The sequence below is a fragment of the Sphingomonas kyeonggiensis genome (assembly GCF_014196745.1).
Lineage (GTDB): Bacteria > Pseudomonadota > Alphaproteobacteria > Sphingomonadales > Sphingomonadaceae > Sphingomonas > Sphingomonas kyeonggiensis.
In genome coordinates, this window is the sequence record NZ_JACIEH010000004.1 from 289,975 (window position 1) to 301,116 (window position 11,142).

Consider the following 11,142-nt stretch of genomic DNA (forward strand, 5'->3'; position numbering starts at 1 on the left):
CTGATAAAGGCTGCCCGAGGGCAAACGCCCCATCTTGCGACTCTCAGGTTCAAGGTCGGCGTCCCTGATAGCTGACGTCCGCTCATCAAGAATTGGCGCGGGCCACCGTACTGCCGGCCCGCTATCGGCTTTTAAGGCGGGGCGCTTGGGCTTCCGCAGTTTCGCTGTCAGCGGGCCCCGCATGGTCGAACCTTGCGCGCGCCGCCCTGAACTCCGAGGCATTGTCGATGATCCACGTCCACAGCGGCATCATCCCGACGAGCAATCCCCGCCCCAAGGGGGTGAGCGTGTAATCGACCCTTGGCGGAACCTCCCCATAATCCCGACGGGCAATTAGGCCATCGCGTTCCAAGTGACGGAGGGACCGGGTCAGCATGCGCTGCGTGACTCCTTCGAGCGTACGCCCCAACTCGGCATGGCGCAGCGTACCGGCGACGCCAAGAGCATGCACGATGCCGAGGGACCATCGGTTGCCAGCATAAGCCAGCACCTCCCGCTTCAGCCCGTCGTCATCGTCGCTCAGCGCGTCACAGGCCGCTTGCGAACCGGCGATCACCGCATCGAAGTCCAGATCATTGAGCGGTATCACGCGTGTACCTTCTTTAGCATCCCGACCGCGCCTCTCATCTACCCATCAGGATCATAAGGAGCACCTGATGTCGGATACGAAAACCCCCGCCGCCACTACCCTTGTCATCGGCGCGGGAGAACTGGGCTTGGCCGTAATCAAAGGCCTGTTGGAGCAGAGCCCGGGAAGCGTCGGATCGACCGGTGTGTTACTCAGGCCGCCTGTCAACGACGCCGAAGAGGTGATTTCCAGGCACCTGCAGGACAAAGGCCTCCGGATCATATACGGCGACCTGGCGACGGAAACAGTGAACGGCCTTGCCGCCATCTTCGCCGAATTTGATCTCGTTATATGCTGCACAGGCTTCGTTGGCGGCCCCGGCACGCAACGCAAGATCACCGAGGCCGCGCTGCAGGCCGGCGTGGAACGCTATGTGCCGTGGCAATTCGGCGTCGATTACGATGTGGTTGGGCGCGGGAGCGGCCAGGAGGTGTTCGATGAGCAGTCGGACGTGCGCGACATGCTGCGCGGGCAGTCCGCCACGCAGTGGGTCATCGTCTCGACGGGCATGTTCACCAGCTTCCTGTTCGAGCCGGCGTTCGGCCTGGTCGATCTCGAGCGAGGCCGGGTTCACGCGCTCGGCAGTTGGGACAACCGCCTGACGGTTACGACTTCAGAGGATATCGGACGGCTCACCGCATCCATCCTTGCGCATGAACCGCCGATCCGGGACGAGGTGGTGTACGTCGCGGGCGATACGTTCTCCTACGCCCAGCTTGCCAGGATGGTGGAGGCACATCTCGGCCGCGATGTGGAACGGGTGCTTTGGGACTTCGGAAAGTTGCGGTCGGAAGTCGCGATGCATCCGGAGGATGGAATGCGGAAGTACCGCCTCGCTTTCGCCCGCGATAGCGGCGTGGCCTGGGACAAGGAGCGTACCTTCAATGCCACCCACGGCATCGAGGTGACCGACGTTCCTGCCTGGCTCAATCGGCGGGGGCTCGCCGTCTCGGCATAGTCCTGAGGCAAAACAGGTTCCGGGAGGGCTGCGGCTCTCCCGAACTCTATCGCCGTTGTCCGGAACTGCGGTTACCGCTCCCTTGTCCCCCAAAGCTGCCTGTCCGCAAACCAACCAATGTCGGTCATACGGCCATCCTCGGTACAAGCGGCATTCATAGGCTCGCGCCCTAGTTCGCCTTGCGCTCGGCCTGGAAGATCTTGTTGACGATCCGCCACTCGCCATCCGCCTTCACCAGCGAGAGATAGTCGACGAAGCGCACGCTCGGATAATCGAGCACCACCTTGGCCATGCCGACATTGCCGGTGACGTCGAGGCTCTCGATCGAGCGCTTGCGCTGCGCCTCGTCCGCGGCCGGCTTGCCAGTCGCCGCTGTCGCGATGAAATCGGCCAGGGTCCGCTCGGCGAAGGCACCGTCGCGGTTCCAGTAGAGCATCGCCTTGGGATGGAATGCGGCGCTGAACTCGGCCGCGCTGCCGGTCGCATGGCCAGCCAGATAGTGGTTCACCGCGGCACGGGCGCCCGCCTCGTCCTTCTCCTGCGCTTGGGCAGGCAGGGCGGCGAAGCTGAGAGCGGCGGCGAGAAGAAGGAAGCGCATGGGGACCCTCCATTGCAGGAAGGTCCCCATGCTAGCATCCGATGACCGGGCGTGCACCCGGTTCGGGTCGAGCGTCCCGCAGACGGGACGAACAACCGATACTCCCCTCCCTGTTCAGGGAGGGGAAGCAAGTTCTTACAGCGTCGGCTTGCCGTCGATGCGGCGCGGGATGCCGGCGTCGCCGTCGCGCAGGTCGGCCGGGAGCAACGCGGCCGGCAGGTCCTGATAGGCGACCGGGCGCAGGAAGCGGTCGATCGCCAGCGTGCCGACCGAGGTGCTGCGGCCGTCCGCGGTCGACGGGAACGGGCCGCCATGGACCTGCGCGTCGGTCACTTCGACGCCGGTCGGCCAGCCATTGGCGAGGATGCGACCCGCGAGACGCTCGAGCAGCGGCAGCAGCTGGGCCGCCACTTCGGTGTCGGCATCGTCGAGGTGCAGCGTCGCGGTGAGCTGGCCCTCGAGCAACGACACCACCTTGAGCAGCTCGTCGAGATTGGCGCAGCGCACCAGCAGCGAGGCCGCGCCGAACACTTCCTCGGCATGGCTCGGATCGGCGATGAAGTCCGCGCCGGTCATCGTGAACAGCGAGGCACGCCCGCAGCTCGCCGAGCCTTCCTGGCCCTGCGCGACCTGGTTCAGGCCCGGTGCGGCGGCCCAGCGGGCGACACCCTGCTCATAGGCCTTGAGGATGCCCGGGGTGAGCATGGTCTGCGCGGCCACACCCGACACCGCCTCGGTCGCCGCAGCGAGGAAACGGTCGAGCGCCGGGCTCTCCAGCGCCAGGACCAGGCCCGGATTGGTGCAGAACTGGCCGGCGCCCATGGTCAGGCTGGCGATGTATCCCTTGCCCAGCGCCTCGGCGCGCGCTTCGAGCGCAGCGGGGAGCAGGAAGACCGGGTTGATGCTGCTCATCTCGGCATAGACGGGGATCGGCACCGGGCGGCTCGCGGCGAGCTTCATCAGCGCCGTGCCGCCGCCGCGCGAGCCGGTGAAGCCCACCGCCTTGACGACCGGGTGGCTGACCAGCGACGCGCCGACTTCGCTGCCGGCCCCGTTGATCAGCGAGAAGACACCGGCGGGCATGCCGGTCCTGGCGACCGCGCGCTCGATCGCGCCGGCGACCAGCTCCGAAGTGCCGGGGTGTGCCGAATGGCCCTTCACGATCACCGGGCAGCCCGCGGCGAGTGCCGAGGCGGTGTCACCACCGGCAACGGAGAAGGCGAGCGGGAAGTTGGACGCGCCGAAGACGACGACCGGGCCGACCGGGATCATGCGCAGGCGCAGGTCCGGCTTGGGGGCGGGCTGGCGATCGGGAATGGCGTGATCGATGCGGGCGCGCAGATATTCGCCCAGGCGCAGCTCCTTGGCGAACAGGCGCAGCTGGCCAGAAGTGCGGCCGCGCTCGCCGGTCAGGCGGGCATGCGGCAGGCCGCTTTCCTGCATCGCGCGCTCGGTGAGCGTCTCGCCCAGCGCGTCGATCTCTTCGGCGATCGCCTCGAGGAACGCGGCGCGCTTCTCGCGCGGCAGGTTGGAATAGACCGGGAAGGCGGCTTCGGCAGCGGCGGCGGCGGCCTCGACATCGTCCTTGGTCGCCATGCTGAAGCTCGGCTCCAGCGGCGCGCCGGTCGATGCGGCAACGGCCTGGAAGCCCGGCCCGTCGCGATGGACCCGCTTCGATGCAATGAACAAATCGCCGGTCAGCGCCATGCCTGCTCTCCTGTGAAATCTCGAGTTGAAGCGTTTAAGTTAGCGGTAACATCGCTCGCGCGGGACTTAGGGAGCGCCATGGCAAAATGCAAATGCGCTTGTTGGCAGGCGCGTTGCTCGGGCGATGGGAACCGCGGCCGGCTGGTTAGCGCGCGACCTGGACAGCGGCGGCATTTGCGGGCTTGCGTGCCTCCATCGTGTCCTGGAAGCCGCGCTCGACCAGGCGGGCCATCGCGTCATGCGCGCGCTCGGCGTCCTGCGCCTCGATCGCTTCCAGTACCGCCAGGTGCACGGGCAGCGCGTCGTGCGGCGCGGGCAGATGCTGCTGCTTGAACGCCGTGGTCAGCTCGATCGCCGCAGCGACGCCGCTGGTGAGCGACATGATGAAATCATTGCCCGAAGCCTCGAGTAATGCCGAGTGAAAGGCTTCGTCACAACAACGCCCCTCCTCCGAATCAAAGCCATGTCGATCGACGCCAGCCAGGCCCTGCTGCATGCGGGCGAGCTGCTCGGGCGTGCGACGCAGTGCGGCGAGGCGGGCAGCATCGGGCTCGACGATACGGCGTAGCTCGAACAGGCTCTCGATCAGCGCGTCATCGGGCTCACCAGCGAAGATCCAGCTGAGCACGTCAGGGTCGAGCAGATGCCATTCGCGGCGCGGCGAGACCTGGGTGCCGATCTTGGGCCGGGAATGGACCAGACCCTTTGCGGCGAGGATTCGGATTGCCTCGCGATATGCGGTGCGGGAGACCTTGAACTGCTCGCTGGCGGCGATTTCGCCCTCGAGTATCTCGCCCGGCGCGATCTGACCCGAGACGATCCGGACACCGAGCGTGCGCGCCACGGTGCCGTGCAAGCGTAGCGACCGGGGCCGGGGCTTGCGGCTCCGGGATTTTTTCTCCGCGCGTGGGATCGCCGCGTTGGGCCAGTTGGGCATGGCCATTGCCTAAGCGCTTTGCCCGCACCTGCCAAGACCTGCGCGAATCGCAGGAGATGTTGGAGATCCGGAGCACGAAAAACCGCCACTCCGGCGCCACCGCGCCAGAAAATTCGTTCAATTACAGCGATTTAAGGCGGTGGCGGAGACGGAGGAATACTCGATTTTGAGCTATCCATTTGATTCAGATGCGAGATACCCTAGGAGCATACATCGTTCCCCACATTCTTCCCCACGCTCGCCGTCAGATTTTGTGGCGCAGGGTGACACGTTCGAGTCCGCTTTGCGCTCCGAGACCGGTCATCCACAGTCATAGTCGCTGCGCCGGAAAGCGGCCATTCGTTCATACAGGTGCGGGGCGTCCGCTATTGGGTGGATAGCGGACGTTAGACGGTGGGGCACCCGCTAGTGACGCAGAGCGCTCCACCAACGACGAACGGCAGTGCGACCAAAAAGGCAGCGATATAAATTGGAACAACTGCGACCCTGGTGAAGCGTCGCCAATCGGCGGTCGCAATCCCTGTTAGTCCAACGGCGAGCGACAGGGTCGGCCCCGACCAGAAGAAGATGGATTCCGCGAGCGATCCGAAATCAGCGAAGATTGGGTAGCTGCTAGCCCAGAGGACCATGATCAAAACAGGCGCTACCAGCGACAGCAAGGATGTTCGCATTTGGGAAGTCGTCATGCCAGCATACTCCCGCTCGAAATGCCCGCAACTGGGTGGGTAGCGGTCATTCGCTCCCATCGACAAAGGGCAGCTTCAGACCATGTTCGCGCATAACTTGAGAGTAGAAATCAACCCGCGACTGGAGGTTATCAACGAGCTCCTTCAAATCGTGCCAATGATCTGAATCCGGCTCTGCGCCGGCGAGGGCCGTCGCCGCCATTCGGCTGAGACTATACAGCGTATCTCCCTGAATGAGCATTCCCGGAAACTGTCGTCCAGGGTGACGCATAACCGCCGCGTTAGTCGCGTCGGAGTATATCTCGATCGGCTCTGTACGCATTTAGGCTCCCCGTCTGTCAGGGGCATTTTGGCTAGCGGCGGCCATGTCCGCAACTGGGGCGTTGGCCGCCTGTCCGCTCCTGGCGGGCGGCTGCCGGCTGAGCGACCGACAATGGGTGGCTAGCTGCCGGTCCGTGACAGGGAGGGGCCGCTCCCGTAACAGTCTCGCATGAACGACGTCTTATCCGGCTACTCCGCCGCAAGTGCAGAACTGGTCAAGCGCTTCGAAGCCGTCTCGTCCGCAGACGTTCTCGCCCCTGTCTACGATCTTCTCCCGAAATCACCGGCACGGATCGCGGACATCGGCGGCCCAAGGCATCGTCGCGTACTCGTTACTCATCGCATCCCATCATCGATAGCGGTCCCGGCGCCTCCCCGCCCAAGAAGCGGGGAGGCTCAGATATCGTCGTCCAACATCTTTAAGAAAACCCTCGCAAATGCATCAAAGGCGTCAGGTTCTTCCCGCAGGAATCCTTCGACGAATTGGCGAGCCCCACGCATATCTCCCATAATATATATGCAGCATGCGACCCTCTCAGGGCACCCACCAAGCATCGTTACTTTTTGAGAAATAAGTGGGAGTAAACTCTCATATGACGATATTGACTTTGAAAATCCCAATCCGATTGATTGATAAATTTCTGCCAATCGAATAGCTTCAGATTCTATAAATCTCTTGCTTTGCCAAGGTGCAAAAGCAAACGTCGGCAAGTCTGCCGCGCCATCTATTTCGCCAATATTTATTGAGTACGTGGCAGCCCTGCCGTAAGGGCCAGGATATTTCCTACCCAACAAACCCATCCACATTTTCTCTATGCGCGCCGCATGCACCCCGACAAACGGGCCAATCTCAACGCGATCTTCATACAGGCCGGTATTCAACCCAACCCAAGCATTGAAATCTTTGCCAACAGGCCAATCGACTGCATCCTTTCGATAGCGCCGGAAACCCGCAGATTCGAGAGCGTCTAAACATATACCCAACACGCTCTCTTTGAATTTAGCATCACATTTCATGTACTTATCTCAAAATGACCGGTCCACGTAAAAGCCCTTGAGCTTTATCTCGATCCCAAGCGTAAAATCAGCCGCCGCCGCATTTCTTCCGACGGGCGTTACTGCTCTACCGGCCCTGATATCCTTGTGCGCCTGATGCCCTAGACTCCGGTGAAGCGGTGCACCACACCCCGGCCCATCAACTGGCAGCCCGCCCGCTGGGGCGCCGATGTCGCCGAGGTGATGGGGGTGGACGCCCAGCGCGCCAGCCTCTGGGCCCAGATGGAAGGCGGCGAGCGGCAGATGCTCGACCCGCGTCACCTCGCCGCCCGCCACATCCGCCCTTGGTGGGTGCGGACCTCCCAGGGCGCCACCTGCGATCGGGTGATAGCGCATCTGGAAGCGTTCCGGGCAAACACCGCGATGCCGCCTCCGCCTATGTTGTGATCAGCAGGGCCAGGAAGGGCGCGGCCATCTACACCGACAGCCGTGTCGGCCTCACCGAGGCGCCAGGCCTGCGCGATGGGGCGCAGGTCGGGGCGATCGACGAGCGCCGGCTCAACACGGGGTCGGCGCTGTCCTCGACGGTCCCGGCCCGGAGATAGCATAACGGTAGGGCTAATATGACGAAGTTCGTCAGATCTGACCCGGCTGTCGCGCAAGCCTTGCCCCTACTCTCATCCCAAGCTGGACCAAAGCGTATCCCGCAATGAAGAGAATAATTATCACGGCATCGAATACATTGAATATTGCAGACTCTAGAGCGGGGGCCGCCATTGATGGACAGAATCTATATCCAGCATCGACACACACCCAATAAGGAACAGGAGTGAAGAACTGAATGATACCGAATGGAACAGCCAACGCGAGGCCAAACCAACCCGCCCTTTCTTTAAGAAGCCACGCCACCAATGCATATAACATTGACAGAACAATAGAGAACAAAAGATTGATTGGTCCTACAACTGGCACAACCAGCAAATCAGGAACTGTAGCCAGCCCAATCAGGATCAGGCCAACAATAATGGAGCTTCGATGCGTCATGGGATCCTCAACGTCTCTTCGGTTGCGCCCCTCCAGACACCATTTATAGCATTCCTGATAAAGCCAGGGCTGGAGGAGGATTGTAAGGCACCAACACCTTGCCCCTCATTGTGGACGATGATCTGACCTCCACGAGTGACTTCAACATACCGGACCACGATACCTTGTCCAAGGGGATGCCCTGGCTGGGTCACGTTCACGGTTACTGCGTTGCCAGAGGCATCCCTCCTCAGATAGCTCATTACTGGGCTACTAGCTCCCGGAAGCCCCGGCATCGGGTTCGCATCGTTTCGCGTTCCGCCTGGCGTCGCCGGCCTGTCCACTCCAGGCGTTGGATTACCCGCGATAGCCGAAGCGTCAGCCGTCGCTCTTCCAGCCTTCTCGCCAGCAGGAAGAGCTGACCCGGCCTTATCTACCACCTGAGTGTCATAATGGTGAGCACCAGGGTCGGAGGTCTTAAACGATTGGAAGCTCGGCGGTGTCGGGAATGTCACGGTCTTCCCTTGGTTATAGTCGCACGTCGTCTGTTTTCCGGCAACGTTGCAGTCCATACCCGTCGGATCGGTGTGGTTTACCGGATCGTTTGCGACATATGCATACAGGTTGATTTGATCCTTGTATCCGACCGGATCAGTCTGCAGGAAGCGCCCTAGGGTAGGTGAGTAGATGCGGGCCTTGTAATAGTACATGCCCAGCTCGGGGATCCAGGCTTGGCCGGTGTACTGGAAGCGCCCTGTCTGGTTGGCGCCAGGGATGCCATATTCATCGTAGCGATAGACTGCGGTGGCGTTGCCGCCGGCATCCGCGATCGACACGACCGAGCCCTGGTGATCGACCTGCATGCTGCGTTGGTCTGCGAGCGTTGCCCCCTCCCACCAGAGCATGGGATCGTCCTCACCCGTGCCGTGAAGGTAGCGCCGGAGCAGATTGCCCGCTCCGTCATATTCGACAGTGAGCTGGTCGCCATCGTACAGGAAGCGGGTATCGCTGACGCCGCCCCGGTAGACCTGGTACAGGCGGCCAAGCGGATCATAGACCAGGGCTACGCCCGCTGACGTCGCCACAAGCCGGTTCTCGGCATCATAGGCGTAGTTGGTACTACCTTCGGAGATCAGATTGCCGTTTGCGTCATAGGCAAACACCGTGCCTCCAGCACCACCAGCACTCGTATATTGATTGAGGCCGTTCGGCGTATAGGGTCGGTCAACATTCACGTAACCGTTGAATGCGTAGCTGTCGCTGGTGCGGGTCTTGCTGACGATCTGATTGGCGGGATTGTAACTGAAGTTCGTCATTACATCGTTTGACGAACCCGCCAGATCGTGGGTGATCCTCGCCAGTCGTGAGATCTGATCGAAGCCGTAGGAAGAAAAGACCGCACCTCGCCACTCACCCCACCGGCGTCCTTGACTGTCCCAATCGAAGTGCAGCCGCTGGTATAGCCCACTCTCGTACGCGTCGCCTGGCCGATCCAGGCCGTCATAGGCGTAGGTGAAGTAGTTGCCGTCAGGATGGGTGATGCGCACCCGATTGCCATCGGCATCATATTGATAGCCCAGGCTGCGGCTCACCCCGCCCATGCTGGTGGTGCTCGAGGCCTGCCGCCCGAACCCGTCCCAGCCGCTCAGCACCGCATCGCCGCCGCTCGCGCTGTCGAAGCGCGCCGCCGTCTGCAGCCCTCGCAGATCATAGCTGTAATAGACATCGCGCGTGGCGCTGGAATTCACGCTGGTGCAGGCATAGCCAACGACACAGGCGTCCGGCACGATCTTCGATGTCATCCGGTCGAGCGCGTCATAGCCATAGGCGAAGACCCGCGCGTCGCGCTTGCGGAAGCTCGTCCGGTTGCCATTGGCGTCATAGCCATAGGCTTCATAATCGCCGGTATTGACCGCGCCCGAGGTCGCCAGCGCATTGGCCGGGGTCGAGCCGTCATAGCTGCCCGGCGCGCTGGCGGAGGGAAATTGCCACTGCACCTGGCGATCATAGGCGTCATAGGTCAGCCGGGCCTTGTTGCCATTGGCATCGACGACATATTCCTGCTTGCCGTTCGTCGTATAGCTGTAGGTGACATAGGCCTGCTCCCGGCCCGTACCCACTGCCTTGCGCACCTGCAGCAGCTGGCCGGCGGCATCGTAGATGTTGCGCGTGATCCGGTCCGCACCCTGGCTGCCCTGTGTCCCTAGCGTACAGGCGCTCGCGGGCAGCGAGCCGAAGGCAGCCGGGTTCATCCGCACCGCCGTGCATTCCAGCCGGCCAAATGCGTCATAGCTGTACTGCGTCAGCTGATAGATCGTCCCCGCCGCGCCTTCGCGAACCTGTTCGACGATCTTGCGACCCATCGCGTCATAGGTCGTTTCCGCCGTTTGCTGGATCGTAAAGCCCGTCCAGTTCTTGGGCTCGACATCTTCCGACTGCCAGCTCGCGAGTTCGCCCTTCTCGGCTTTGGTCAAACGGCCGGCTGGGTCGTAGCTGTTACGCACGGCCAGATGATGCAGCGGCCCTGAGCCGTCCGGGTCCGGCGCGATCACGCCCGTCACCCGCCCGTCCGCGTCATAGCGCGTCGCGCTGGTGAAATCGGATAGCGAAGCCTGGGCGAAGGCCGCAGCCGGCACGAGAGTCAAAGAGGCGAGCAGCCCCAGCAAAATGCGGTTCATGCCATCCCCCCTTAATAACAGGCCGACAGCCCGGCGCGCGGGCTGGTTTCCCATATTTTGCGGCCATTCCGATCATAGCCGTAGCAGGTGCGCAGGCTGCGGATGACGCCGTCTGAGTCCTGTGCGGTGACGGTCTTGCCGCGCAGCTGGAGATTGTTGCCGACCGAGCCGGTATTGGGGCCATAATCGTAGGCGACGATCACTTCGTCCGCCGCGCCGCCGGCACATGCATTGCCCACCGTCGCCGTCGCTCGGCAGCTACGCTCCTCGCTCGGCAGCCACACCGGGCTCGCCGCTTGGGAGAAGCCGCCGCTCGCGTTCTTGATCCAGGCATAACGCTGCGCATAGGCATAGCGCTTGACCGCCTGGATCCCGTTCGCGTCCGCCGGTGCCGTCTCGGTCAGCACCCCGCCATGCGTCGCGTCATGGGTATAACTGGTCGCGTTCGACCGCGGATTGGTCACGCTCGTCGGCTTGTTGCAGGTCACGACATTGCCGCAGCTGGCCGGATAGACCGCGCTGGTCACCAGGTCGGACAGGCCGGAGTTCGGCTTGGGCTTGACGGTCTTCGAGGTCAGGTTGCCGCGATTGTCATAGTCGTAGGTTTCGC

At 62.5% G+C, this 11,142-nt stretch carries 11 protein-coding genes and 1 pseudogene; 2 read left to right on the forward strand and 10 right to left on the reverse strand.

Annotated elements, in window-relative coordinates; translation table 11 throughout:
* Positions 1–121 precede the first annotated feature (121 nt).
* On the reverse strand, positions 122–589 hold the full coding sequence (locus GGR46_RS22920; RefSeq protein WP_343058315.1) for a winged helix-turn-helix transcriptional regulator: 468 nt from the start codon (positions 587–589) through the stop codon (positions 122–124).
* A 67-nt stretch (positions 590–656) separates the two neighbouring features.
* On the opposite strand from GGR46_RS22920, the gene GGR46_RS22925 reads away from it, so the two are divergent.
* The gene (locus tag GGR46_RS22925) at positions 657–1,586 is read left to right on the forward strand and encodes an aromatic alcohol reductase (protein WP_184000388.1); all 930 of its coding nucleotides are present in this window, start codon (positions 657–659) and stop codon (positions 1,584–1,586) included.
* A 169-nt stretch (positions 1,587–1,755) separates the two neighbouring features.
* Here GGR46_RS22925 and GGR46_RS22930 read toward each other — a convergent pair whose 3' ends face one another.
* From GGR46_RS22930 to GGR46_RS22955, 6 genes are all read right to left on the reverse strand, one after another.
* Positions 1,756–2,184 carry a nuclear transport factor 2 family protein gene (locus GGR46_RS22930; RefSeq protein WP_184000389.1) on the reverse strand — a complete coding sequence of 143 codons (429 nt, stop codon included), beginning with the start codon at positions 2,182–2,184 and terminating at the stop codon, positions 1,756–1,758.
* 135 nt (positions 2,185–2,319) lie between these two features.
* A complete protein-coding gene (locus tag GGR46_RS22935; RefSeq protein WP_184000390.1) occupies positions 2,320–3,891 on the reverse strand; it encodes an aldehyde dehydrogenase (NADP(+)) in 1,572 nt (523 codons plus the stop codon).
* A 145-nt stretch (positions 3,892–4,036) separates the two neighbouring features.
* On the reverse strand, positions 4,037–4,735 hold the full coding sequence (locus GGR46_RS22940) for a FadR/GntR family transcriptional regulator (protein WP_343058316.1): 699 nt from the start codon (positions 4,733–4,735) through the stop codon (positions 4,037–4,039).
* A 479-nt stretch (positions 4,736–5,214) separates the two neighbouring features.
* A complete protein-coding gene (locus GGR46_RS22945) occupies positions 5,215–5,514 on the reverse strand; it encodes a hypothetical protein (protein WP_184000392.1) in 300 nt (99 codons plus the stop codon).
* 46 nt (positions 5,515–5,560) lie between these two features.
* Positions 5,561–5,836, reverse strand: coding sequence for a DUF6959 family protein (locus GGR46_RS22950; protein WP_184000393.1), 276 nt, complete (start codon positions 5,834–5,836; stop codon positions 5,561–5,563).
* 395 nt (positions 5,837–6,231) lie between these two features.
* Positions 6,232–6,852: a hypothetical protein gene (locus GGR46_RS22955; protein ID WP_184000394.1), complete on the reverse strand. Its 621-nt coding sequence runs from the start codon at positions 6,850–6,852 to the stop codon at positions 6,232–6,234.
* Positions 6,853–7,002: 150 nt separating this feature from the next.
* Between GGR46_RS22955 and GGR46_RS22960 the strand changes: the two genes are divergently transcribed.
* On the forward strand, positions 7,003–7,278 hold the full coding sequence (locus GGR46_RS22960) for a hypothetical protein (protein ID WP_184000395.1): 276 nt from the start codon (positions 7,003–7,005) through the stop codon (positions 7,276–7,278).
* Positions 7,279–7,467: 189 nt separating this feature from the next.
* On the opposite strand, the gene GGR46_RS22965 is transcribed toward GGR46_RS22960, so the two are convergent.
* The 3 genes and pseudogenes from GGR46_RS22965 to GGR46_RS22975 all read right to left on the reverse strand — a co-directional run.
* A complete protein-coding gene (locus tag GGR46_RS22965; RefSeq protein WP_184000396.1) occupies positions 7,468–7,875 on the reverse strand; it encodes a hypothetical protein in 408 nt (135 codons plus the stop codon).
* A complete protein-coding gene (locus GGR46_RS22970) occupies positions 7,872–10,532 on the reverse strand; it encodes an RHS repeat-associated core domain-containing protein (RefSeq protein WP_184000397.1) in 2,661 nt (886 codons plus the stop codon). Before GGR46_RS22970 ends, GGR46_RS22965 begins: the two co-directional genes overlap by 4 nt.
* An 11-nt stretch (positions 10,533–10,543) precedes the next feature.
* Positions 10,544–11,142: pseudogene (locus tag GGR46_RS22975) on the reverse strand (hypothetical protein); the annotation flags it as partial.

What these genes read in the sequence shown, in the direction of transcription:
- GGR46_RS22965 (WP_184000396.1), bottom strand. Translation starts at nt 7,875, where the DNA reads ATGACGCATCGAAGCTCCATTATTGTTGGCCTGATCCTGATTGGGCTG.
- GGR46_RS22925 (WP_184000388.1), top strand. Translation starts at nt 657, where the DNA reads ATGTCGGATACGAAAACCCCCGCCGCCACTACCCTTGTCATCGGCGCG.
- GGR46_RS22935 (WP_184000390.1), bottom strand. Translation starts at nt 3,891, where the DNA reads ATGGCGCTGACCGGCGATTTGTTCATTGCATCGAAGCGGGTCCATCGC.
- GGR46_RS22955 (WP_184000394.1), bottom strand. Translation starts at nt 6,852, where the DNA reads ATGAAATGTGATGCTAAATTCAAAGAGAGCGTGTTGGGTATATGTTTA.
- GGR46_RS22945 (WP_184000392.1), bottom strand. Translation starts at nt 5,514, where the DNA reads ATGACGACTTCCCAAATGCGAACATCCTTGCTGTCGCTGGTAGCGCCT.
- GGR46_RS22930 (WP_184000389.1), bottom strand. Translation starts at nt 2,184, where the DNA reads ATGCGCTTCCTTCTTCTCGCCGCCGCTCTCAGCTTCGCCGCCCTGCCT.
- GGR46_RS22950 (WP_184000393.1), bottom strand. Translation starts at nt 5,836, where the DNA reads ATGCGTACAGAGCCGATCGAGATATACTCCGACGCGACTAACGCGGCG.
- GGR46_RS22970 (WP_184000397.1), bottom strand. Translation starts at nt 10,532, where the DNA reads ATGAACCGCATTTTGCTGGGGCTGCTCGCCTCTTTGACTCTCGTGCCG.